This window comes from Streptococcus oralis, assembly GCF_023109315.1.
GTDB lineage: Bacteria > Bacillota > Bacilli > Lactobacillales > Streptococcaceae > Streptococcus > Streptococcus oralis_BS.
Genome location: NZ_JALDUF010000002.1, coordinates 293,509 through 318,344, shown reverse-complemented (window position 1 = coordinate 318,344; position 24,836 = coordinate 293,509). Strand labels below are relative to the sequence as shown.

19 protein-coding genes, 1 pseudogene and 1 other annotated feature are annotated in these 24,836 nt (G+C 35.6%); all 20 genes and pseudogenes read right to left on the bottom strand.

Annotation, left to right across the window (positions count from 1 at the left end; genetic code table 11):
- Positions 1-194: 194 nt before the first annotated feature.
- The gene (gene rplL, locus M1F74_RS04210) at positions 195-563 is read right to left on the bottom strand and encodes a 50S ribosomal protein L7/L12 (RefSeq protein WP_001196962.1); all 369 of its coding nucleotides are present in this window, start codon (positions 561-563) and stop codon (positions 195-197) included.
- A gap of 72 nt (positions 564-635) precedes the next feature.
- On the bottom strand, positions 636-1,136 hold the full coding sequence (gene rplJ, locus M1F74_RS04205) for a 50S ribosomal protein L10 (protein WP_001287266.1): 501 nt from the start codon (positions 1,134-1,136) through the stop codon (positions 636-638).
- Between the two features lie 38 nt (positions 1,137-1,174).
- Positions 1,175-1,310 (bottom strand) — a sequence feature (ribosomal protein L10 leader region).
- Positions 1,311-1,385: 75 nt separating this feature from the next.
- Positions 1,386-2,645, bottom strand: a complete 1,260-nt coding sequence (locus M1F74_RS04200) for a TRZ/ATZ family protein (RefSeq protein ID WP_247946388.1) — start codon at positions 2,643-2,645, stop codon at positions 1,386-1,388.
- A 96-nt stretch (positions 2,646-2,741) separates the two neighbouring features.
- Positions 2,742-4,490 carry an ABC transporter ATP-binding protein gene (locus M1F74_RS04195; RefSeq protein ID WP_167265420.1) on the bottom strand — a complete coding sequence of 583 codons (1,749 nt, stop codon included), beginning with the start codon at positions 4,488-4,490 and terminating at the stop codon, positions 2,742-2,744.
- A gap of 1 nt (position 4,491) precedes the next feature.
- Positions 4,492-6,216 (bottom strand): ABC transporter ATP-binding protein, encoded by a 1,725-nt coding sequence (locus M1F74_RS04190; RefSeq protein WP_247946387.1) that lies wholly within the window; start codon positions 6,214-6,216, stop codon positions 4,492-4,494.
- 59 nt (positions 6,217-6,275) lie between these two features.
- Positions 6,276-7,214: a peptide-methionine (R)-S-oxide reductase MsrB gene (gene msrB / locus M1F74_RS04185; protein ID WP_084872065.1), complete on the bottom strand. Its 939-nt coding sequence runs from the start codon at positions 7,212-7,214 to the stop codon at positions 6,276-6,278.
- Positions 7,215-7,472: 258 nt separating this feature from the next.
- Positions 7,473-8,342, bottom strand: coding sequence for a homoserine kinase (thrB, locus tag M1F74_RS04180; RefSeq protein ID WP_247946386.1), 870 nt, complete (start codon positions 8,340-8,342; stop codon positions 7,473-7,475).
- A gap of 1 nt (position 8,343) precedes the next feature.
- Positions 8,344-9,630, bottom strand: a complete 1,287-nt coding sequence (locus tag M1F74_RS04175; protein WP_000216365.1) for a homoserine dehydrogenase — start codon at positions 9,628-9,630, stop codon at positions 8,344-8,346.
- A 147-nt stretch (positions 9,631-9,777) separates the two neighbouring features.
- Positions 9,778-10,518 (bottom strand): adaptor protein MecA, encoded by a 741-nt coding sequence (gene mecA, locus M1F74_RS04170; RefSeq protein ID WP_247946385.1) that lies wholly within the window; start codon positions 10,516-10,518, stop codon positions 9,778-9,780.
- Positions 10,519-10,703: 185 nt separating this feature from the next.
- Positions 10,704-13,211: an MBL fold metallo-hydrolase gene (locus M1F74_RS04165; protein WP_247946384.1), complete on the bottom strand. Its 2,508-nt coding sequence runs from the start codon at positions 13,209-13,211 to the stop codon at positions 10,704-10,706.
- A gap of 91 nt (positions 13,212-13,302) precedes the next feature.
- Positions 13,303-14,118 (bottom strand): LicD family protein, encoded by an 816-nt coding sequence (locus tag M1F74_RS04160; RefSeq protein ID WP_247946383.1) that lies wholly within the window; start codon positions 14,116-14,118, stop codon positions 13,303-13,305.
- A 14-nt stretch (positions 14,119-14,132) separates the two neighbouring features.
- Positions 14,133-15,614, bottom strand: a complete 1,482-nt coding sequence (locus tag M1F74_RS04155) for an oligosaccharide flippase family protein (protein ID WP_247946382.1) — start codon at positions 15,612-15,614, stop codon at positions 14,133-14,135.
- A 118-nt stretch (positions 15,615-15,732) separates the two neighbouring features.
- Positions 15,733-16,862, bottom strand: a protein-coding gene (locus M1F74_RS04150) for an IS3 family transposase (RefSeq protein WP_247946381.1) whose coding sequence is annotated in 2 segments (ribosomal slippage) — positions 15,733-16,598 and positions 16,598-16,862 — 1,131 coding nt in all. Because the reading frame shifts where the segments join, the coding sequence is not laid out codon by codon here.
- 640 nt (positions 16,863-17,502) lie between these two features.
- Complete coding sequence (locus M1F74_RS04145; RefSeq protein WP_247946380.1) at positions 17,503-18,537, bottom strand: prephenate dehydratase; 1,035 nt, start codon at positions 18,535-18,537, stop codon at positions 17,503-17,505.
- The gene (locus tag M1F74_RS04140; RefSeq protein WP_247946429.1) at positions 18,537-19,991 is read right to left on the bottom strand and encodes an O-antigen polysaccharide polymerase Wzy family protein; all 1,455 of its coding nucleotides are present in this window, start codon (positions 19,989-19,991) and stop codon (positions 18,537-18,539) included. Before M1F74_RS04140 ends, M1F74_RS04145 begins: the two co-directional genes overlap by 1 nt.
- Before the next feature lie 32 nt (positions 19,992-20,023).
- Positions 20,024-21,043: a hypothetical protein gene (locus M1F74_RS04135; RefSeq protein WP_006148070.1), complete on the bottom strand. Its 1,020-nt coding sequence runs from the start codon at positions 21,041-21,043 to the stop codon at positions 20,024-20,026.
- Between the two features lie 12 nt (positions 21,044-21,055).
- Positions 21,056-22,159 (bottom strand): glycosyltransferase, encoded by a 1,104-nt coding sequence (locus M1F74_RS04130; protein WP_247946379.1) that lies wholly within the window; start codon positions 22,157-22,159, stop codon positions 21,056-21,058.
- A 7-nt stretch (positions 22,160-22,166) separates the two neighbouring features.
- Positions 22,167-23,132 carry a glycosyltransferase family 2 protein gene (locus M1F74_RS04125; RefSeq protein WP_247946378.1) on the bottom strand — a complete coding sequence of 322 codons (966 nt, stop codon included), beginning with the start codon at positions 23,130-23,132 and terminating at the stop codon, positions 22,167-22,169.
- Positions 23,129-24,343 (bottom strand): CDP-glycerol glycerophosphotransferase family protein, encoded by a 1,215-nt coding sequence (locus tag M1F74_RS04120; RefSeq protein WP_247946377.1) that lies wholly within the window; start codon positions 24,341-24,343, stop codon positions 23,129-23,131. Before M1F74_RS04120 ends, M1F74_RS04125 begins: the two co-directional genes overlap by 4 nt.
- A gap of 44 nt (positions 24,344-24,387) precedes the next feature.
- Positions 24,388-24,807, bottom strand: a pseudogene (locus M1F74_RS04115) (LicD family protein); the annotation flags it as partial.
- Positions 24,808-24,836: the final 29 nt, after the last annotated feature.

Here is a 24,836-nt window from a genome sequence, read left to right as displayed (position 1 = left end):
CCAGAAAATAAAAAAAGGAGAACAATATTCAACTGTTCTCCAAAATATTTTTATTAAAAAGAAAAACCCTGCCAAATTAATTTTTGGTAGGGTTTTTGGCAGGAAACTAAATTAATTTATCAGTTTCTAAAATGTGTTCACGATTCTAAAAGGCTGATACTATAGTATTCCGAATTCTAATTGGTATATGCCTCTTATTTAAGAGTAACTGAAGCTCCAGCTTCTTCCAATTTAGCTTTGATTTCTTCAGCTTCTGCAGTTGGAACGCCTTCTTTGATGACACCTGGTGCACCATCAACAAGTTCTTTAGCTTCTTTAAGTCCAAGACCAGTGATTTCACGTACAGCTTTGATAACGCCAACTTTTTTGTCACCAGCAGCTGTCAATTCAACGTCAAATGAATCTTTAGCAGCACCAGCGTCAGCAGCACCAGCTGCAGCTACAGCTACAGGAGCAGCTGCAGTTACACCAAATTCTTCTTCGATAGCTTTTACAAGGTCGTTCAATTCAAGGATTGAAGCTTCTTTAATTTCAGCAATAATGTTTTCAATGTTCAATGCCATTGTTATTTCCTCCAAATAAGTTTTTAATTATAATAGTTTTTTCGTAGCTATGCTACGCTGCGTAGCTTAAGATTAAGCTGCGTCTTCTTTGTTGTCTGCAACCGCTTTGACTGCAAGAGCAACGTTGCGCACTGGCGCTTGAAGTACAGAAAGGAGCATAGAAAGAAGTCCTTCGCGGTTTGGAAGAGTTGCAAGAGCAACGATTTCTTCTTTAGATGCGACAGCGCCTTCGATTGCACCACCTTTGATTTCAAGTGCTTCAGCGTTTTTAGCAAAGTCGTTCAAGATTTTCGCTGGCGCGATAACATCTTCATTAGAAAATGCTACGGCAGATGGTCCAACAAATACTGATGCAAGATCTTCAAGACCAGCTTTTTCAGCTGCACGACGCAAGATTGAGTTTTTAATAACTTTATACTCAACTTCGCTTCCACGAAGCTCACGACGAAGAACTGTATCTTGATCAACTGTCAAACCACGAGCGTCTACAACGACGATAGATGCAGCAGCTTTCATTTTTTCAGCTACTACGTCAACTAGTTCCGCTTTTTTAGCAATAATTGCTTCACTCATTAGTGTGTTCACCTCCGTAATTATTTTGCTTGGGGAATTTTTTCAAAAGAAAAACGCGCCCAAACCTAGACACGAAAGTACAATACGCTTCTTTTTACATGATACGTTTTGTCCTCGGTAGGATCTTTATGAGTCGAGCTCCCCTACTGTCTTAGGCAGTTTTTTCAAACCGTATATAAGTATAGCATAGACAAAAAAAGAATGCAAGATTTTTGCAAACTTTTTTTAAAATTTTTCGTGATTTTTCTGTTAAAGTTCTACTGTCAGGACTTGACCCTGCTTAACGACCTGTTCTCCAGCGATATAAACATCATCAACATCACTGTCTTTGACTGCATAAACTAGGTGAGAGAGCATATTTCCCTGAGGTTGGAGATGGATTTTTCCTTGAGGATTAATGACCAGAAAATCTGCCTGCTTGCCGACTTCTAGGCTTCCTATCTGCTTTTCCATTCCTAGAACCTTAGCTCCTTCGATTGTCAGTGCCTTAAGGGCTGTTTCGATAGGAAATTGGCTGGCATCTCCACTCTTCATTTTCTGAAGAAGAGCTGCTATCCGTCCTTCCTCGAACATATCTAGATTGTTATTGGAAGCAACCGAGTCTGTCGCAATTCCGACTGCTACTCCTGCTTTTTGGAGTTGGATGATTGGAGCGATCCCTGAGGCCAGTTTGAGGTTACTGATAGGATTATGGGCGATAGCCACTTGAGAAGTTGCCAAGCGTTCAATTTCTCGCTCGTTTAACTCGACCCCATGAGCAAAGACAGACGGATGATCTAAGTAACCTAGTTCTTCTAGAAATGCGAGGGGGCGTTTGCCGTATCGTTTCAGGATAATTACTGATTCCTCCTTAGTCTCCGCCACATGAATATGGATAGGAATGTCCAGCTCTTTTGCCATATCTAAGCTCGCTTCTAGCAAGTCTCTACTACAGCTATACGGAGAATGTGGAGCTACCATAACCCTGAAATTTGAATTTTTATATCCTAAGATTTCTTCTATAATGGACCGTGTTCTACTTATAGTCTCAGCAGTTGTTTCTGTCTCTGAAGAAAAGAGGGTCGGTGAGAAATAACAACGCATCTTAGATGCCTTGACTGCCTGATAAATTCTCTCAATATCCACACCATTGGGATTATACATATCGTTGAAGGTTGTTGTCCCTGACTGGAGCATCTCTGTCAGAGCTTCTTTGACTGCCTTGGTAGTCATGTCGGGAGTAAATCCTGCTTCTGCCGGCCAGATATAGTCATTGAGCCATTCATGGAGGTTGCTATCATCCCGGATCCCTCGCAAGCCTGTCATAGCAGAATGGGTGTGGCAATTGACCAAACCAGGCATGATCCAGGCTCCCTGATAGTCTATAATCTGCTCAGCTTGCTCTAAAATCTCTGGCTCCTCTTGGCCGACATAGACGATTTGAGAGTCCTTAACGGCTAAGACACCATCCAAATAAACATGGAAATCTTTGTCACAAGTCACGATATTTACATGCTGATAGACTTTCATTGTTTTCTCCTTCTAAGACCCTGATTTTTCTAGCTATTGTAACAAAAAAGTTACCCGAAGGCAACTTTTTTCCATAATATTTCAAAATAGAAAGGATTATTCAGAGCTAAAAGCCGCAGCTTTTTGCATTTGGTAATACTTGCCCTTTCTAGTCATGAGGTCCTGATGGTTACCATACTCAACAATATCTCCATCTACCAAGACAAGAATCAAATCCGCATCCTGAATAGTTGACAAACGGTGAGCAATGATAAAGCTTGTGCGCCCCTTCATGAGTTTGGCAAAGGCATCCTGGACCAGCACTTCTGTCCGTGTATCGATGGAGGAAGTTGCCTCGTCTAAGATAAGAATCTTTGGGATAGCTAGAAAGACTCGGGCGATAGTTAAGAGCTGGGCTTGCCCAACAGAGAGGGATTCTCCTGCATTTTCCAACTTAGTATCGTATCCCTGTGGCAACTGTTTAATGAAAAAATCTGCGTTGGCTGCTTTGGCAGCAGCAATCACTTGTTCCCGACTGGCATCAGGATTTCCAAAGGCAATATTGTCATGAATGGTTCCTTGCTTGAGCCAGGTTTCTTGGAGCACCATGCCAAACTGCTGTCTCAATGACGCTCGGGTATAATCATAAATGGATTGCCCATCTAACAAGATATCTCCCGAGTTAATAGGATAAAAACGCATGAGGAGATTGATAAGAGTTGACTTACCAGCACCTGTCGGACCAACGATGGCCACCTTGCTACCAGCTGGGATATCGATAGACAAATCCTTAATCAAGATCCTTTCAGGATTGTAGCCAAAAGAGACCTGTTTAAAGGAAATAGCTCCCTTCACTTGGTCACTGGTCAAGACTTCCTTACCTGTTTCAGCCACCTCTGGACTTTCTAAGACAGCATAGACGCGCTCTGCGCAAGCGAGAGCACTTTGCAACTCGGCTAAAACAGAAGAAATATCATTAAAGGGCTTGGTGTACTGTTGGACGTAATTCAAAAAAGTCACTAAACGTCCGATGGTCAAGGTGGACCTCATCATGATACGATAAGCTCCTACTCCAGCTAAAAGCGCATAAATGAGCGCATTGACAAAGCGAGTCGAAGGATTGACCGTTGATGAATAAAAGATGGCTGATTGAGAATATCCTGAGTAGTTGGCATTCGCCTCGTGCAGTCTTCGGATAAACTCTGTCTGAGCATTAAAGGACTGGATAATAGTCTGCTGGCTAAGCGATTCTTCAATCAACTGAGTCTGAATTCCCCTCGTCTCTGTTTGCTTCTGAAAGAGATGATAGGAACGTTTGGCAATAAAGCGTGAAATCACCATAGACAGCGGCGTTAACAGCAAGACCAAGAGGGTCATGAGGAGGTGAATTTGGAGCATGGCTAGAATACTAACCAAAATCATCAAAACACCAATGAAAAATTGGTTAAAAATCATGGTCAAGCCGGCTGCCAGCTGTTCTATATCCGTGGTCACACGACTGACCATCTCTCCACTGCCTTGCCGATCCACAAAAGCAATCGGTAACCGATGGAGCTTATGGATGATTCGCTCTCGCAAGTCTCTGGTATAAGAAAAGATTAGGCGATTATAAAGAAGAGGATTAGCCCATTGTACCAGTGTATTTCCTATAACCACCAAGATCATCTGGATAAAAATCTGCCAAAAAACTGGTGAAGAACCAGCCACAAGGACCTGGTCAATGACCTGCCCAATCAAAATAGGTAGGTAAATTGACAAGCCAACTTGGGCAATAGTTCCTAGAAAGGCTAGGAAAAGGAGGAAGGGATGGCTTGCTAAATCTACGGCTAAACGTTTGAGCGTCTGGTTTGCAGTTTGTCGTTTCATGCTAGTCCTCCTTTCCATGTTGGGATGCATTGATTTCACGATAGACTTGACTAGTCTTCATCAAATCCTCGTGCTTGCCAACAGCTAGGAGCTCACCTTTTTCCAAGAGGAGAATCTGGTCAGCCATCTGAAGTGTCGAAGTCCGTTGAGAAATCAAGATTAAGCTCGTATTTGGCAGATTTTCTCGAATGGCTTTCAAGAGCTTGGACTCGGTAATGGTGTCCAGTGCCGAGGTCGCATCATCTAGGATGAGAAATGGAGCTTGGCGCAAGACTGCTCGTGCGATAGACAGCCTTTGTTTTTGTCCGCCTGAGAAATTTCGCCCTCCTGCCTCAATAGTGGCATCCAAAAGTCCTTCCTTTTCACTGACAAAATCCTTAGCTTGCGCAATTTCCAAGGCCTGCCATAGTTCCTGGTCAGATACTTCTTGATTTAAACCCAAAGTCAAGTTGGAACGAATGGTTCCTTTAAAGAGTTCGACTTTTTGAGGTACATAGGCAATCCAAGACCGCCACTGCTCCAAATTACGAGGACTACGCCCATCTCGATAAAAGTCAATGCTTCCCTTGTCTGCTGGATAAAGACCAAGTAATACTTGCACCAAGCTTGATTTACCAGAACCAGTACCTCCAATGATACCAAGGAGCTGCCCTTGCTTCATATCAAAGGAAATGTTTCTTAGAGAAGGCTGGGCCGCATCAGGATAGGTAAAGGTTAATTCTTTGACTTGCAAAACCCGATCACCGGTAGCTTGTTTTTGTTCTAATTCTGAAAAAATATCTTCTGGAGCTTCAGTAAAAACTTCCTCAATTCGCTTGGCTGAGATATAGGATTGGTTGAGTGAATTGATCAGCATGGCGAGCTTAACCAATTCCACCAAAATCTGCAAGAGGTAGTTGATAAGGGCAATAAGAGCACCTTGGCTGAGTAAATCTCCTTGAATCGAAATATAGCCCTGCCAGATGATGACGAGAAGAGTTCCATTAACAATCAGATAGGTCAGAGGTGTTAATAAACTAGACCAGAAGCCTGTTTTTTCTTGCAATCTAGCATAAAGTTGGTTAAGGGTTTGAAAAATCTGTAACTCTCGTTTTTCCTGGCCAAAAGCACGAATAACTCGCATCCCTTGCAATTGCTGGCGCGTTTCCTGAACCAGCTGGTCCGTTTTCTTTCTGAGACTGCTGTAGAGAGGATTGACCAGTCGAGAGAGACCGACAATGACAATCGTCAAAATGACAACCATAACTAAAAACCAGAAAGTCAGCTCAGCCGAGATGCGATAGGCCATAAAGATAGCTCCAAAAACGATAATGGGCGCTCGCAAAAAGAGGCGCAGGAATTGATTGATACCAGTCTGAATCTGGTAAGTATCCGAAGTCAAGCGAATCACCAAGCTAGAAGTTGTCAAACGATCTCTGCTGTCCTTGGGTAAGGAAAGAATATGACGATAAAGGTCGTCTGTCAGTTCTTTGGCAAACCCAACCGCTGCCTTAGCTGAGTAAAACTGGGCTATCAAGGCCACTAAAACGCCAATCACTGCAAAGATAAGGAGCAGGCCAATCTGCATCCAGAGGTGTCCCTGATCTCTCTGGGGCAAGGACTGGTCAACAATCCCAGCAATCACCATGGGAACCAAGAGTTCAAAAACAGCTTCTAGCAGCTTGAACAGGGGTGCTAGAATCGACTCTTTGATGTAGGGTTTGAAGTAAGATAGTAAGTGTTTCATAAATCCCTTCTATTCTTATTCTGGAAATGAAGAAAGTGGGAAGCCCCACCCTCTCAGTTTTATTTGTTTAAGTAAGGTAATAGATAGCCATATCCTGCTTTTTCCATCTCATCCTTAGCTACAAAACGCAAAGATGCAGAATTAATACAGTAACGCAGGCCACCTAATTCCTGAGGTCCATCTGTGAAAACATGACCCAAGTGAGCATTTCCTGACCGAGAACGAACCTCGATTCGCTCCATTCCATGACTCAGATCTTTGTAATAGTGAATCAATTCCTTAGAAATCGGACGACTAAAACTTGGCCAACCACAACCTGAGGCAAACTTATCCTTAGCGAAAAAAAGCGGTTCACCCGTCGTGATGTCTACATAAATCCCTTCTTCAAAGGTCTGGTCATAAGCATTACTAAATGGAGCCTCTGTAGCAGCTTCTTGCGTAACACGGTAAGACTCTTCAGTTAAACTTTCCTTTAACACCTCTTGACTAGGCTTTTCATAGTTAGATGCGTCAATCAATGGCTTCTCAGCATCGGTCACATCGATATGACAATAACCTGAAGGATTTTTCTTGAGATAGTCTTGGTGGTAGTCTTCAGCCAAAATGTAGTGGCGAAGTTTCTCCACTTCTACTGCAATCTTTCGACCCAGCATACGCTCCTGCTCCTGCACCACTGTGTAGATAGCAGGCAAGTCTGCTTCATCCTGATAATAGATCCCCGTTCGATATTGGCGACCACGGTCATTCCCCTGCTGGTTAATAGACAAGGGATCAATAACACGGAAATAATAAAGCAAAATCTCTCTGAGTGACACAGCTTTCTCATCATAAATCACTTGAACAGTCTCTGCATGGTCTGTTTCCTTAATCAGCTGGTAATTGGTCGTTTCGACTTGCCCATTAGCGTAGCCGACACTGGTAGCTAGCACTCCCGAAATTCGAGAAAAATATTCCTCTAATCCCCAAAAACAACCACCTGCTAGATAAATTTCTGCCATCTTTATTTCTCCTTTATCAAGTTTTTAACTAATACTCTTCGAAAATCTCTTCAAACCACGTCAGCTTACATCTGCAACCTCAAAACAGTATTTTGAGCTAACTTCGTCAGTTCTATCCACAACCTCAAAACACTGTTTTGAGCAACCTGCGGCTAGCTTCCTAGTTTGCTCTTTGATTTTCATTGAGTATAAACTTCTTTTCAAAAAAAGGATAGGAAGCCCTCTGGCCAAGAGTTTCCCCATCCTATCTTCTATTCTTTATTTTGCTTCGACACGGACACCTTGCGTATCAACTTTCAAATCATGCAATTTTCCTTTGAAAGGTTGCTTTTGCAATTCTGCCTTAATCGCCGGCATCTTGTCGTGAGAAGCCAAGACCATCACTGTTGGCCCGGCACCAGAGAGATAGGTCGCATAGGCTCCATTCTCTTTAGCTACTTGCTTAATCGTCGCAAATTCACGGACCAGACTTTGACGATAACGCTCGTGGAAGAGGTCCCCCTCGATTGCTTGTCCAGCTGTCACCATATCTCCTGCTAACAAGGCTGCAACGGCCACATTGGCGATAGAACTAGCTGCAACTGCTTCCTTATAGGATAATTTCTTAGGCAAGACACCACGGCTATCGCGAGTGCGTAATTCATAGTTGGGAATATAAGCTAGAAAATCACACTCGGGGAAGTCTGCCACAATTGCTGAAACGTGCCCTTCAACAGAGCTCGCAACAACGAGATTTCCATAGATAGCCGGAGCCACATTGTCAGGATGCCCTTCAATCTTGGTCGCCAACTGCAACTTTTCATGGTCAGATAAGTTGAGCTTGCCCAGCTGGTTGGCCAGTTCAATCCCAGCAACAATAACCGAGCTAGAAGAACCCAAGCCACGCGCCAAGGGAACATCACTGATCATTTTCAAACGTCTCGGTTGCAAGTTAGGCGCAATTTGCAAGGCAATCTTAAGCAAAAGGTTACGCTCGTCATGGGGAATCCATTTGCCAATCTGGTGTTCAATTAACCACTCATCTCGTTCTTCACAGACCTCAATTTGAAGATACTTAGTTACAGCTACACCGACCGAATCAAAACCTGGCCCAATATTGGCACTGGTTGCAGGTACAATAATCTTCATCCTATTCTCCTAACACCTTGAAGGTATTCAAGAGGTCAAATTCTGAAGCTTTGGCCAACTCAGCTGAAACATTCTCAAGTTGTGCTTTATTAATCTTATGAGTGATAATCACTACACGCGCCTTATCACCTTCTTTTCCATCTTGGAGGATTTGCTTGAAGGAAATATCTTGAGCATTAAAGATTTCAGCCAATTTCAAGACCTGACCTTTTGAGTCTGGTGCCAAGATTGAGAAATAGTAGTTTGCTTTAACATCTTCTGGATTTGCCAAAACCAAGTCACGGCTATATTCGTTGAAGTCTTTACCAATGGTACCATCATTCAAGCGACGAACGATACGGACAATGTCCGCTACCACACTGGTTGCAGTCGGTTTTTGACCCGCACCTGGACCGTAGTACATCGATTCACCGATACCGATAGATTCTACAAAGACGGCATTCATTACGCCATTCACACTGGCAAGTGGATGTGCTTTAGGAAGGAAGGTTGGAGTTACTTCCGCAGCAATACCTGAAGGAGTTTCCTCGATAGAACCAACCAATTTCACTACATAGCCCAGATCTTGGGCAACAGCTACGTCTTCTGGTGTGATGTTACGGATTCCCTTGTGGGCTACATCGTCAAAGGCAACCTTCATACCAAAAGCAAATTGGCTCAAAATCACCATCTTGTAGGCTGCATCAATCCCATCCACGTCATTTGTAGGGTCGCTTTCGGCAAAACCAAGTCTTTGCGCTTCAGCAAGAGCATCATCATAAGACCAGCCTTCTTCCACCATCTTGGTCATCATAAAGTTAGAAGTTCCGTTAACGACACCAAGAACGCGCGTGATTTTGTCAGAAGCCAACGAATTTGCTAGAGTGCGAAGAATTGGAATCCCACCAGCTACCGCCGCTTCGTAGTAAAGTGCTACGTTATGCTCTTTAGCAATTTCTAACAATTCTGCGCCATGGACAGCCAAAAGGTCCTTGTTTGCTGTTACAACGTGTTTCCCAGCTTCTAAGGCACGAGTGATAAAGGTTTTAGCTGGTTCGATACGCCCCATCAATTCCACTACGATAGTAATGTCCTTGTCTGATAAAATATCGTCTACATTGGTTACAAAGTTAAAGTCATTTCCTGCTGCAAGCAAGCGGTTCTTTTCATCTTCATCCTTGACCAATACCTTGGCTACTTCAATCTCTGAATGAGCTGACTGAACGATTTTTTCTCCATTTTCCTTTAGGAGGAATGGCACACCACTTGCAACGGTACCAAATCCAAGTAAAGCAATTTTAACTGTCATGTTTGTCTCCTAGAAATTTTCTGATATAGCCATTATAACAGAATTTTGTGAAAATTCCTATTATAGTAAATCACTATTTCAGTCTAGTAAAGAAAAAACGAATCCCATGATTCGTCTTTCTTGATAAATGAAAACTGATTTTAAAAATTATGAATGAATCTTTTGCAGATTAAGAACTGCATCGTGATTGATCAAGATTTGCCCATACTCTTGCAAAACTGAACGACTGATGTCACTATCATCTGCAAATTCACGCATACGAGCCAAGAGCCAGGCTGGATATGGACTTGGATGATTTTCCACATCGACTAAGATTGTCAAATAATAGTGTCCATTCATCTTATAGAGTTCAGATGTTTCCATCTGGTAGTTAACCGTCTTTGCAAAAGCAACTAAGTCAGCAAGACTTGTAAAATGCAGGATATAGTAGATATAAGGTTCTTTCTTACTCTCAGTCTCCGTTTCTGTTTGCTCTTGCTCTTCTTCCTTTGCTTCGACCTGCTCTAGAGATTGGATGGCCTCAATATCATCCTTGGTCTTGTCTGCAATGCTCTTTTCTAAGGTTTTGAGAAATTCATCCGGCGACATTTGGGCTAATTCTTCCATATCGGGTAAATCCGCCAAATCTTCAAAATCCAGATTTTGGTCAATCTTGGACTTGGTCACAAAGACGTCGACCTTATCAGGTTTTGGCGTCACACGGAAACTCAGCATGCCACTGTCCAAGAAATTGTCTGGCATATCCAATTCATCTAAAATAGCATAGAAAAACTCTTCAGTTTTTTCCTGAGGAACGAGAAAGTCTGCAATCTCCATTCCCCGATCTATCAAATCATCTAAAGTCATCGTGATTTTTAGTGTTGTATCACTAATTTGTTTCATCTTCATATCTAGTAACCTCATACTTTCAGTCTATCTATTATACTAGATTTTTACGATTTTATCAAAAGAATGAAGCGAGAATATTGTATATTTAGAGTTAACTTTATAATATCAGCGTCAATATAAAACTTAAAAAACACCTTAAAATCAGGTTTAGTCCTACCTGATTCTAAGGTGTTTACACATCACATTTATTCCTCAATCATAGGGTGTGAAGAATTATCCTCAACATGAGATGAATTCTCAGCTGAAGTAGAAGTTTCAGTTATCTGCTCTTTCTTATCTTGTTCCACTGCTACAGTGGTTTGACTTATTTTCCAAATTCCTTCTTCGTTTACCTTGTAACCATCAGGTGTCGTTGCATTCTTCAATAAAGAACCATCAGCTTGGAAATAGTACCAGTTACTATCAATCTGTTTCCAACCAGTTTCCATAGCTCCTGTTTCATCAAAGTAATAATGTTCACCATTTACTTTATGAAGGCCAACCAACATGATACCATCTTCAGGATTTAGATAATACCAAACGCCTTTGTCTTTTATCCAACCAGTTTTCATGGCTCCATTTGATTCAAAGTAACGGTAATGATTATCAGACCATTTCCAGCCAGTTTGCATGGCTCCAGATCTACTAAAGTAATATTGCTTACCATCTACTTGGTGGAGGCCGACTAACATAACGCCTTCCTTACCTTCAAGATAATACCAGGCATCATCATCTTTCAACCAACCAGTTTGGAGTGCACCAGACGTAGCGTAGTAATGCCAAGAATCATTTGACCATTGCCATCCAACTTGCATAGTACCTACAGAGCTGAAGAGATAGTTCTTACCGTCAATTTCTTTAGATCCTACAGCCATGATACCTGTTTCTGGATCCAAATAATACCATGATTCTTTATCTTTCAACCAACCAGTTTTCATAGCACCTGAGTTCGTATAGAAGTACCAGCTATTGTCTTGCCACTTCCAGCCAGTCTGCATGGCACCACTAGCATTCAAATAGTAACGAACACCATTAATATCTTGTCTGCCAGTTAACATGATGCCATCTTTATCCAGATAATACCATGTTTCCTGTTCCTTGACCCAACCGGTTTTCATAGCTCCAGAACTTGCAAAATAGTTCCAGTGACCATCAACAAAGGCCCAGCCTGTTTGCATCATACCTTCTTGATTAAAGTAGTATGTGCTCCCATTGATATTCTTTTTACCGACAGTCCGTAATCCATCCTCATCATAGAAATACCAATCTGAGCCAATCTTTTGCCAAGTTGAAGGATTACCTGCTGTTTGTAGTGCACCACTTTCGCTAAAGAACATCTTCTTGCCATTAAAGACTTGATATCCTGTTAGCATCTTACCATCTTTATCAAATAGGTATTTCTGCCCCGCAATTTCTAAGAGTTCATTATAGCTTCTTGCTCCCGTTGATGTGATATAGTACCAATTGCCATCTTGGTTAAACCAACCAGTTTCTCGCATGTCACCGTTGTTATTTAGGTAATACCAGTTTCCATCAATTTTTTCTCTAGAATCTTTCAAATGCAACCATTTGCCAGCTTGCATTTGTCCTTGTCCATTAAAGAAATAATAAACCCCATCTATTTTTCGCCAACCAATTGTCATTTCATCATCGGACAAGCGATATTTCCAGTAACCATCTTCTTTATACCATTTTTCTCTAACTATTGGTATATTGGGAAAAACTTCCGAAACGTTAGTAAATCCTTCTTTATCTATATCAAAAACAGTCGCATCTTTGGTATGACTATAAGCTTTTACTATTTTTATATTCTTTTCTCGAAGTAGAGCTCTAGTGGATTCACGATTAATATCTGATCCACTTGTCTGAACAACAATACTTGGTGATAAATTATTAATAAAGTTAACTGTATTTGAAATTGTCGCATCATAATGATGGTTCCATTTCATCATATCAACCTTACCGATAACCGGGCCTAACTTATCTTCTGCTCCTTCGGCATTATCCAAATCTCCACCTAGATAGATTCTCTTTCCAGCTACAGTAACAACAGCAACTATTGAGTTTGAATTATCATCATAGACTCTTTTCAATTTGCCATCTGGACCATACTCATTTTTATAGTTGTAGAGTTGGATATCCATATCACCCAATTTGAAGCGACTATCTTCTTCCTTAATATCTTGAACAATAGTTACTCCTTTTTCACGAGCAACATTGAGTGCATTATCATAATTAAAAAGGTTATCCCACAAACGCCATTTACTGGTAATTCTCTCATCAGTATATTTTTTTAAATAAAGTTTTCCGACTGGATAACGTTTTAGAATTTCATCCGCACCACCAATATGATCACTATGGACGTGAGTTCCTAAAATAAAGTCAAGCTTTTTTACACCTAAATATTTCATATGTCGGAAAAGTCTGTCTTCTAATACATACCCATTGTTTGTACTAATACCAACACGACTTGGATATCGTGGATCACTACCATCCGGAAAATCGTAGTCTTCTCCCATATCAATTAGAGCATAATGTCCGTTACTTTCTAAAATAATGGCGTCACTCCCTGTTGCCCCTTTTGTATTGATAAAATGTATACGATTTCCTGAACCAGTTGAGATTATATTTGCTTGCACAAACTGTAATTGGCTTATTGCAATAGCGAAAAATACAAAGATAAATAAGATTAATTTTTTTTGTTTCAAATTCATCTGCGAATCACACTTTCTTTCTAATGATCTTTCCTTAGATATTAGCTTACATCTTTAAGGGAGTAATACTGATTTGAGTTCAAATTTCTAATTACGATTGTTTCTTGTTTTCAATTAAATAGACATCAAACTCATGCCCAAAACCTCTTTCTTCCTCCGGAGGCAACTGCATATAATCACCATAATATTGAGTTAAAATGAAATCATAATTTTTAGGAGCTGGTAGTCTAAGATGTTCAAAATCTACAGTTATTATTCCTTCAAAAATTTCTCTTTTAAATATCTCTCTTTCTCCTAACTTCGAGGAAAGAAAAGCTATATATTTTCCATTTGGATCATAATATTTACTCGTAAGTTTTTCCATAAAAATAGCAAAAATTCTCGGTGATATCGGCAGTAATAAGAACCAAATAACTTGCCTTATAATATCCTTAATACGATTGTCTTTGTATATAATATTCTTTCTCTTGCTTGATGCTAGTAATCTTAAACTATCCAATCTATAAAATAATTTCATAATTTTTTTATCATTAAAGGTATCCATAGGAAATATGTCAATAAATACACCCGTGGGATAAGTTGTATATACTCTTGTGTTATCTATAACAGTGGATGGATCTATTATCTTTATAAAGTTATTATAGTATTCTTTTTGAGTTTCTAATGAAAGTAGTTTATACTTTGAACTCTCTTTTTCAAACAACTTTATGAATTTGTTATAATTTTCACGCGTCATACTAATATCGATATCGTCATCCCAAGGTATAAAGCCTTTGTGCCTAATAGCCCCAATAAGAGATCCGTAATTAAGAAAATATTCTATATCATTTTTTTTACAAAAAGTATCTATATATGATAAAATCTCTAATTCAATATTTTTAGCTTCTTCTACCGTTATTTTTTTCATTTTCTTCTCCAAAATTAACAAAATTTCTTTTTTATTTTTTTAAAATATTCAAAAACTTCTTGTAAGATAGCATCATTAGTTATATATAATAAAAGCGAATAGCTTGTTATTGATAGGACAATAATAACAGCTATATTCATAATTAATTTGGAAGTTATTATCATTTCTGTAGGATTAACAATATTAACTATATAGTAAATCGGTATAAAGGTGAGGCTAAATATAAAATATCGCATAGTATAGTGAAATATATTTTTTAACGATATTAATTGTTTTTTTATAATAAATCTTGAATAGATTATTAATAAAATAACTTCAGAAACCATTGTAGTTATCAAGTACAATTCTGGTTTTGAAATATTGTTTATAAACAATAGACTATCTAATAGGATATTTATAATACCCGAAAATAAAGTGAAAATAGTTAGTTGTTTTTCGTAGCCATGAGCAAATATAATTTGAGTTCCTAAAATAATATCTAAAGATAAGAAAATTGTCCTGAAAGCAAATAGCGATGTCAACATCCCGCCTTCAACATATTTTTCACTTCCGTATATTAGTATTGTTTCGGTTCCTAACACTGTTAATCCAATGCTTATCGGAATAATGAAAAACATAAACATACGGCTTCCTTTATTTACTAAATTATAATAAGAAGTTTTATCACCCTTTCCTAAATAATAATTAAGTCTAGGTACACTTACACTTACAACTCCAGTAATTAATCCAGCGATGACGCCAACTATTCTTTGTGCCATTGTATAGTATGTGACATATAATTCTTCACCTATTTTAACTAGGTATAATCTATCAAGGAAAGTGAAAAGCATATTTGCACTTGAAAAAATAAGCATAGCAGTAAGCGGTAGAAACAGTGGTTTAAAATCTTTAATATCTATTTTGACTAATTTTATTTCTCTTTTTATCCAAAAATAACTAATCAAATAATTTATAAAAGTCGATAAACTCATGATTAGTGTATAAGGTATAATATCCTTTTCTTCTTTTACAAATATAAAAATAGAAACTAACATAATGGTTCGAATCAAAGCAGTCTTATAAAAAAGGAAATCATAATTTTCCAAAGCCTCGTTCACCCACTCTATGGAAAACATTTGTGCAATTAATTGAATACCCATTACTAAATATACCTTTTTCAGTACTGGGTTATTCTCAAAGAATAGAGGATAGGCAAATACATATACTACGATACATAAGCTTGTACAAATTACACAGAGAAAGAATAATTGGGAGAATACCTTATTAACCTCGTTTTTATTATCTTTTACGTTACTGATTCCCCTTAGACCATATGAATATACTCCGTAAGTAGCAAAAGGTAAGAAAAATGAAAGTATGGTATCAACAGAATTAAAGTATCCGTAATATGTTTTATCTAATACACGAGCTACATATGTACCCGTTAAAATAGGGAATATAATATTTAGTATTCTTATTCCTAAATATGCTAAAGCATTCAGTTTAATACTTTTCATGGAAAAATTGTTCCTCTCTACTATATGAAATTCTAATTACTATTATAGCACATACAGATATAAAAAATCTCAAAAGAAGGGCATTACACCCCAATAATGGGACAATAGAAAAAACCTCTTATGCGACCAGTTTTCTGTACTCTACAGGAGACTGGTCATTTAATCTCTGTTGAATTCTAGTTTCATTATAAAATATGATGTAATTTTTAACAATATCTGTTATACTATCTTTAGTTAGGTTTCTCCAATTATGGAGATAGAAGGTTTCAGACTTTAGGACGGAATGAAACCATTTGATACAGGCATTATCTGCTGGTGTTCCTTTTCGGGACATAGAGCGGGTGATGCCTTTTTCTGTACAAGCTTGATAGTAGGCTTTTGAGGTGTAGACAGATCCCTGGTCGCTGTGTAAGAGTGCTCCTTGAGGTAGCTCAAGTTGATGAAGTGTGTCGAGCACAAAGTCCGTATCTTGACACTCGGAGATGCTATAAGCTACTATTTCACGATTATAGAGATCCATGATCGAAGATAGATAAAGTTTACAGTTTCCAAAGTAGAGGTAGGTGATATCTGTGACAAGCTTCTCCATAGGCTTGTCTGCCTGAAAATCACGATCCAGCTTATTGTCTGTTACATGGTAAGGCTTCCCTAATTTAGGTCCCTTCTTGGGACGGACACGGCAAATGTAGCCTTTTTCCTTCATGATACGATAGACCTTCTTGCGATTAACGACGAGGTTATAAACTTTCTTTAGTAAACGAGTGATGGTTCGATAGCCGTAAATAAAGCGATTTGCCATACAGAGTTGTTCGATTTTATCCGCTATTTCGTCTCTTTTCTGAGAATTCTTACACTCCTGTTTCCAGCGATAAAAGGTGGAGCATTTGACGCCGAAACACTCTAAAATAATAGATACAGGGCACGTTTTCTTATACTCTTCCACTAGCTTGATAAGACTTACTTTGTCGATTTTCTTACCAAGCTCTGATACTCTTTTAGTAATTCCACCTGCAAACGTAACTGTTCGACTTTAGATAATTGTTTCATTCCTTTACCATAAGTATATTGTTTCCCAACAGGTTGGTGGAAACGGTACAATTCACCATTCTGATACCAACGCCACCAGGTCTTGACCTGACTAGCATTTTTGATACCGAGGGTATCCATGATAACCTTATTTGATTTACCTGCCTTCTTCATTTCGATACAGGCTAGCTTAGTTACTACTGAATATGCTTTTTTGACCATAACAAAACACTCCTGTTTCTAGTTTACCAGATTTCAACAGGAGTGTTTTCTTGTGTCTCATTTTATGGGTGCAGTGCCAAGAGTTTCGTAGTTTTTTTTAAAATACATACAATTGTACTATCTAATTACTTAGTAAAAGTTATCTATGGAAAGGAGACGATTAACTGTTCTAAATTTATAGGATGTATTAACCATTATTTTAATAGTGATGTGAAAATTATGACTATCTTATACAACTGACCTCTCCACGGCGAATTTGATTTTTTACCTTAATCATTAATTCTACTACGGATTGAAAACTTTCTTGAGTGATGACTCTAAACTTAGGTAATCTATACGTTAGCATTGTAATACTAACAACTAACTTTTATCAGCAATCTATTGAAATTGAAAATTTGCAAGTATCTGTCAATTAAAGCACTCTCAAAGTTTTTTTATAAATGAAAACAAATAACAAGATAAAATTGTAGTGCCAATGTCCGATGTGCTCGTTGCACATAAAAAAGCCATCAAATGATGACTTTTCATGTAGTAGACTTCTTCTATCCACTTCAGATTTAACTTTTATTCAATCAACAACAGTTTGTAAAGATGGCTAAATTTTAAAAAATAGTATACCACTCTCTATCTTTTACATATGCTATAATCTATATGTGACAACACCTAACAATTTTTTATTTAAATTTTTTATAACCTGTAAACTTTCTTCAAAGTTTTTATATTTAGTTATGCCATATTCTTCAATAAATAAAATATTATCAGATTCTAGTATTGACTTAATATCACTCATATTTCCTATTCGAATATTTTCTGGTAAAACTTTGGCATATTTTTTAGAGAATTTATCAATAACTTTTTTATTTGTTGCCAATAATAGTAAATTCTTATTCCCATTTTTGTAATCTAAAATGTCTTTAAAATTCTCTTGATCATCTATTTTTACAATAAAATCTACACCATATTTTTCATAATCGCCCGCCCTATTGATGGTTGGATTGAAAATATAAACTGCTATATTAGCAAATAATACTAAAATCAAAGCACCTATTCCTAGTATAATCAAACGAATAAACAAAGTAGCTTTACTAACTCCAGATTCTCTGTCACTATTTTTAAGCTCTTTTGAATAAACTGTCTCTAATTTTTCAACTGTGACACCAGAGTATACATGTTTATATTTATCTATTAACAAATCTAATTTCTGTTCGATATTATCATTCGCTAATTTACTCTGTGTCAATATTTTTACCGTGATCCCAGCATTGTTTAATAAGGAACTCACTTCTACTTTTTTGTCCCAAAAATCAAAATTTGAATTTTTAAGTGTAATCTCACTTGTCCCTAACTCTGAAGCAATTTTTTTCATATCTTCTTCAGGTAGATCATTGAATAAATAAGCACCATTTAAATTAGATTTAATTAAATGACCATAGAAATCACTGTATCCTCCAATTGTATTATTAGGTACTGTGTTCTCCTCTAACGGCGCAGTTATCTTATATGAAAGATAACTAGAATAATTACTAGTATCCTTTACAATAGACTTTGTTGTAAGCACTTTATAAGAGTATGGAACTGCTAAACATAGAAATAGAACGACTAATGAAACTAGATTTAATACTCTTTTTTTATAAATATTTGCAAATAAATCTGCAATCGAATAATTATCAAACATTATACATCTCCTTTATTGTTAATTACGTGTTTTACTTTTCTATTTATTAAACCTGCTACAAAAAATATAACAATAACTATCCCCCAATATTGCAATGTAACTAAATTAAAGAAACTCTCTGTAAAGCTCCCTCTTGGCATAAAGAACAAATTATTTAAAATTAATAATGTAATACTAAACAACAGTATCCCTGGTTTATATGAAGTTTTCATCATGAATATAAAACATATTCCCATTATAATGCTCAGCAAAAATATTCCAATCATACCATAATCAGTATATATCTCCATTATATAGCTTCCGCCTATTCCATGTCCTGCTAAATAATCTTGTCTCAAAACAATGTACGAGATATTATGAGCATATCTATCACTTTCAAGAGCTAACTCGATGCTATTATTAGCACTAACAAATGGAGTCCCACCAAATAAAATTCCTAAATTTCCCCTAGTGATATACTCAATTATGGGACTAAAGGTATAATTTCTAAATTCTCGTATCGGCAAATTACTTCCGTATAAGTAGCCTCTCGCTAAAACACCAAAACTAGTCCCTTGTTTATAGATAAAATCTATCAAAAGTTCAGAAAAACTCATATTACCAATTCCTGCCCCATCACGGGCATAATTCAAAAAACCCATAACTAGCATCATGATTGGTGTACCTATATAGAGCATAGCTTTTTCTTTAATACCTATCCATACTCCTTTTTCTGTCTGATTTCTCATAAAATAATAAATAAATGAAAATATCAAACTAAGTACAAATGGATTTCTTGTTCCTATTAAAAGGTTTATTACATTACCCGTAACAAACAGGCCTAATACTATTGTAGAATGACGTTTACTTGGTTTAGTAGCTAAGTAAATACACATAGCATAAACTACAAACGTCGATAATGTATATGTAAAATAGGGTAGTTCACTTTTGAACTCTGCATAATATTCATAATATGATACATTTATTCTATACAATAGCCGTTCGATTAACCTAATTAAATAGAACGGATATGAAATTAAAAATACTGTTAGAGATATCTTTCTTATACTATGTATGAATAATCTAGATTTTTGGGTTTCATATCCCTCTTTTTTATTATTTTCTTTTTTAGAAACTAATAAACCTCCTATAGTTAGCCCAATAATAGAAATAATAACTGCTATAAATGAAAATCTATAGGCATCTTCCTGATAAGTATTTATTAGCCCATATTTGAAATAATCTATTGTTGGCCTAGAGACTAAAAAAAGGAAAATTGTAATGTAAAAAATAAGGTGTATTATATAATACTTTATATTATTAAAACAATATAAAACACTACTTATAATAAGCATAACTAAAGTTATCAATAATGTAACAATGGAATTATTGTATATATATATAATTCCTAAAAAAATTGTTACAACATAACTAAATAGCGTAATCAAATAATACACTCTTTTCCAATCTAATATCAAATACTCACCTCATTCCTTTACATGATAATTTAAAAAACATCCCCAGTAGAAACAATACGTTCCTTAAAATTATATAGGTACTCTGATAATTCTAACTCTATCACTTCTACTTCCTCCCTGTATTTATCGTCTCTATTGTAAACTTGTAAATTATTCACAGAAATAGCTGGGTTGAAATACTCAAACTTTGCTTTATGATGGATAGAATCTATACCGATGAAATTTTCTATATCTTGTTTTGTTTCCTCATAATTCAAAACTAAATCTTCAAAATTTAATCGTAATGCTAAAGTATTTGTTTTTTTCTCATTTTCTCTCATCATTTTGTAATAATTACAAAATTCCTTAACATCGGTTGGATATGGCACCTCTTGATTTCTGGGCTTCCAAAAGTATTTATTCATTATAAATACATCCCGAGGATCTCTAGAGATTATTATTGGAAATAACTCTTCAATTTTATAATTATCAATTATATTAAGATTATGAGGCAATAAAAGCTGATCTAGGACTATATACTCTTCTTTATCCGAAATTTCTTTTATTACATTTAAAATAAATTTTCTACTTTTTTCATAAAAATCATCCGACGATACCATACTCATTTCTAATTGCACTTGTTTTGGCTTTGTCGTCTTTTTAAAGATAATTCTCTTTATAACTCTCATAAGCCAGGCAATTTTTGAAGGTTTTTGATGATAATACCAAATCCCCTGATATTTATTAGTTATTATAGAATCCAAATAAGATTCTACCACATTCATGAAGTTATGCGATATTTTATCTTTATAATTAGCTATTCCCCAACCATCATAATGATACAACTTTTCCATGAGTTTTCTAAAATTCTTTATGGCTTCATCGCTTCTTATAGCATTATTATTATATAGTAATTTATATTCTAAATCAAATAATCCATCGGGTGCATATAAGAATACATACTCAAAGTCTGAATTTTTTGTGTTTATCCCTTCATATTCTTTTAATAAATCTGTCACAGCAGAAGATCCACTTCCCATATAACTCATAGGAACTATGATTTTATCCATATTTTTATCATCCTATAATTCTTTAATGATTTTTTTTATACTAGCAATTTGTTTATCTAAGGAAAAATTGTCTACATGTTTTCTACATACTTCTGATTTAATAATTCTGTTTTCCTTATTTTTACTAAGTTCTTCTACAATATAATTGGTAATTTCCTCATTGTTATCCGAAACAAAGCCACATTTTTGAGAATTATATAGTTCATTTGTTCCCCCTACAGGTGTACTAATGAATCCCTTTCCCAAAGCTAAACTTTCGACTAAAACGGTAGGAAAGCCCTCTGCTTCTGATAATAAAATGACATAAGAAGATTTTTTTATGTATGGATACGGGTTTTTAACATAGCCCAGCATAAAAACATTGTTCTCTAATTGATTATCAAGTATAAATTTACTGACATATTCCTCTAAATCGCCTTTGCCTAATAGATATAATTTTTTATCGGGAATCTTTTCAACCACATTCTTAAAAACTTCTAACAGTCTCTTTATGCCTTTTGATTCTTCTATTCGTCCTATATAGATAAGACTGTCCTCTTCAAATTTAATTTCCGCATTTTCAAGAGATTTAGCATTGATATCATTAAAATCATATCCATTATATACTAGTTCTATTTTTTTCTTATACTCAGGATAAATTTCTTTGATGGATTCTTCTGTTTTTTCTGAAATAGCTATTATTTTGTTAACAGATCTTAGTTTTTTGCCTTGTCTAATCCTAGATATTTTATGCTTTTGCAAATTATAAATTGTTCCATGATTCCACGATATTGTTTTCACATCATCATTAAGTAAATAAACTGGATAAAGATAATTAAAAGCAATCTCATAATCGTATTTTTTTCGAGTTATCCTATTTCTAAAAAATTTTGGAAAGAACAAGAACAGCTTCCATTTAATACTTTTAAAAAGACTAGTATTTTCTAAATTTTTGAATACAGGTTCTAATACATTAATATTTTCATCGTCACTCACTGCAATACCATGATGATTTATCTCTAAAACATCAATATCATATTCATCGCTTAAGCCTTTAGAAATATTTTCCAGAATTTTTTCAGCTCCGCCCCCCATACTAAATGACCAGGTTATAAACAAAATTTTCTTTTTATCCATATCTCACCTATTTCAAAAGTTTTTTCACTATTTTTCTTTGATTATATTTTATCAAATACATTAGTATTTTTCTCTTTAAAGGTTGACTCTTTAAATATTTATTTTTTATCCAATTTGGATATTTAATTTTAACTTTTTTTAGATATTCATCTAATAGAGGAGAGGTTTCATCTATTCTTAAGATATTTGCGTATCCTCCGTATAAAATATGGTACCAGTTAAAATATTCTAACTCTTCTTTATATTCTCCTGGATAATTTTCTGCATAGTATTCTTCTACACTCTTTACCATAATTTCTATATCTCTTATTTTATTTATAGCAGTGCCACCACGCATAATAGAACCTTCTGTTAAATAATATTTGTATATGCTAAAATTAAAATATTTTGCTTTACTTACATTAGGCCATAATCTTGCCATAAATTCAAAATCTTCATATAAATAGCCACTTTTAAAGGTTACTTTAGTTTTTCTTAAAAATTCTAAATCATATATATAATGCCAAACGGCATTTGGAAGAGTGAAAATTTTCTTTTCTTTATTAGGAATAACTATAATGTTTTCTTGTATTCCCATACTTATAGTCTCTAATTTACTATTCTCGTATCCTACTCTATAATTAAATATATTTACTTCTTCTAATTTTTGATTAGCTATAAATTCTATTGCCCCTTCTTCTATCTCATCATCTACATCTACAAACCATAGATAATCTCCACTAGCTTCTTCTAGAATTACTCTTCTTACATGAGCTAAACCTGAATTGGTTTGTGTTATTACTTTTATCAAGGATATTTTTTCACTATACTCTTTTAATATTGTTTCACTATTGTCTTTTGAACCATCGTTTACGATTAACAATTCTAACTCTATGTTTTCTTTTGCCTTCTCATACTCTTTGAGTATAGAATCTATACAACGGGATATATATTTTTCTCCGTTGTATACTGGTATGCCTATAGTTAATTTCATTCCTTTTTTCCCATTACTTCCTTTATAAATGTATATACTCTTTTAGAATTATTAGAATCATATATTCTAAAAAAATTTTCAATTTTTTCTTTATATTTATCTTCCAAAATCCAATTATTATAATACTGCTTTTCAATTTCTATTATTAATTCATCTAGAGTGTCTATTGTTCTTCCAAATCCATCTTTATAGTCATAGTATCCTTCTTCGTACTGACCCTCCCTAAATTTTTTATAATCAAATTGATAAAACAAAACTGGCTTTCTCATATAAGCAAAGTCCATAAATACACTAGAATAATCTGTAATTAAAAAAGCTGACTCTTTTAATAATTCTTGTATATCATATTTTTTCCAATCTGCCAATATTATATTTTTTGATGAGGTTTGGAATTCATGTAGATTTCCTTGCATATTTCTATGCGGATAAAAAATTAAAGTTAAGTCATTTACTTCTAAAAAAGTTTTTAGGTCCTTATTTAATAAAAACTCATTCCATTTTTTAAAATATTCACTTTCTGTAAAAATATTACCTTCATTAAAGCTAGTTCTAGCTTTAGTATTTAAGTTTAACCATTCTCTCCATGTAGGCATTACAAGAATTTGTTTATTATTGACACTATTATTATGAAGATTATCAAATCTTGGAAAACCTAAATATTGTACGTAGCCACTAGGATAACCAAATTTTTCTTTAATTTCATTGTATTCTTTTTCCGCTCCACATATAAAGCCACGCATCTTTGTATTTTCATAATATAGCCATTTAGCATCAGAAACTGTAATTCCATGTTGCAAAAAAACTTTGTTTGTTTTTAAACCTAGATATACCTCCATGAGATTGAAAACAGCCGCATTTGGATTCCCTGCTTTTTGTGTACTTATATTTACTCCTGCACTTAGATAATAAATCCAGTGTTTCAAAGACCAATATTGGATACATTCTCCTAACTCTTTGACTTTATGAACGTCAGGAGATTCAAAATCAATAACATATATTACATTTTCCTCTGGGTGATTTTCTCTAATATACTTAAACAACCAATAGCCATTATCTCTAGCTTCTCTTTCACTTTCACATATTAGTATTAGATTCTTATTCTTGCGTCTAAAGAATAGAGAAATAACATAGGCTATAGGAAAAATAAATAAAAGCGAAATAATATCTCTTATAGAAATTAATCTTAATTTTTCAAAAAAATTTCTACCCATCTTAGTACCTCCTCATATACGTGCTTATAGTTTAATGAAAATTTCCAACTTATTCTCTTTTTTATTAGAGCAAAAAGCTGATATTTGAAAAAATAATCCAAAGGCAAAACATCCAAGGCCAAACCGTATGGCAAATCCAAATCCTTTTGATAAGGCTTGATACAAGTTGTTTCCTCGTCACGAATGGTAATAAAAAGGTTACGGTCTACAAAATCCTTCTTGCTCTTTGACAAGAAATAGCGCTCATCTGCATAACGGGGCCACAGTTCTGCCAATTTTTCATAGTCCTTGCGGGGCATGAAAAAGTCTAAGTCATCATCCCAAGGAATGAAGCCCTTATTACGAAGGGCGCCAATAGCTCCTCCTCCACAGAGGTAGCACAACAAATCATGTTCTTTACAAAATGCGACGAAATATTCAGCCATTTCCAGGCTACGAGCCTGAATCGCTTTCAAATCACTCATATCTCTCCTCTTCTGTCCAATAACGAGTT

Coding starts and splice junctions, on each gene's coding strand:
- rplL (WP_001196962.1), bottom strand. CDS start 563: ATGGCATTGAACATTGAAAACATTATTGCTGAAATTAAAGAAGCTTCA.
- rplJ (WP_001287266.1), bottom strand. CDS start 1,136: ATGAGTGAAGCAATTATTGCTAAAAAAGCGGAACTAGTTGACGTAGTA.
- M1F74_RS04200 (WP_247946388.1), bottom strand. CDS start 2,645: ATGAAAGTCTATCAGCATGTAAATATCGTGACTTGTGACAAAGATTTC.
- M1F74_RS04195 (WP_167265420.1), bottom strand. CDS start 4,490: ATGAAACGACAAACTGCAAACCAGACGCTCAAACGTTTAGCCGTAGAT.
- M1F74_RS04190 (WP_247946387.1), bottom strand. CDS start 6,216: ATGAAACACTTACTATCTTACTTCAAACCCTACATCAAAGAGTCGATT.
- msrB (WP_084872065.1), bottom strand. CDS start 7,214: ATGGCAGAAATTTATCTAGCAGGTGGTTGTTTTTGGGGATTAGAGGAA.
- thrB (WP_247946386.1), bottom strand. CDS start 8,342: ATGAAGATTATTGTACCTGCAACCAGTGCCAATATTGGGCCAGGTTTT.
- M1F74_RS04175 (WP_000216365.1), bottom strand. CDS start 9,630: ATGACAGTTAAAATTGCTTTACTTGGATTTGGTACCGTTGCAAGTGGT.
- mecA (WP_247946385.1), bottom strand. CDS start 10,518: ATGAAGATGAAACAAATTAGTGATACAACACTAAAAATCACGATGACT.
- M1F74_RS04165 (WP_247946384.1), bottom strand. CDS start 13,211: ATGAATTTGAAACAAAAAAAATTAATCTTATTTATCTTTGTATTTTTC.
- M1F74_RS04160 (WP_247946383.1), bottom strand. CDS start 14,118: ATGAAAAAAATAACGGTAGAAGAAGCTAAAAATATTGAATTAGAGATT.
- M1F74_RS04155 (WP_247946382.1), bottom strand. CDS start 15,614: ATGAAAAGTATTAAACTGAATGCTTTAGCATATTTAGGAATAAGAATA.
- M1F74_RS04145 (WP_247946380.1), bottom strand. CDS start 18,537: ATGTTTGATAATTATTCGATTGCAGATTTATTTGCAAATATTTATAAA.
- M1F74_RS04135 (WP_006148070.1), bottom strand. CDS start 21,043: ATGGATAAAATCATAGTTCCTATGAGTTATATGGGAAGTGGATCTTCT.
- M1F74_RS04130 (WP_247946379.1), bottom strand. CDS start 22,159: ATGGATAAAAAGAAAATTTTGTTTATAACCTGGTCATTTAGTATGGGG.
- M1F74_RS04125 (WP_247946378.1), bottom strand. CDS start 23,132: ATGAAATTAACTATAGGCATACCAGTATACAACGGAGAAAAATATATA.
- M1F74_RS04120 (WP_247946377.1), bottom strand. CDS start 24,343: ATGGGTAGAAATTTTTTTGAAAAATTAAGATTAATTTCTATAAGAGAT.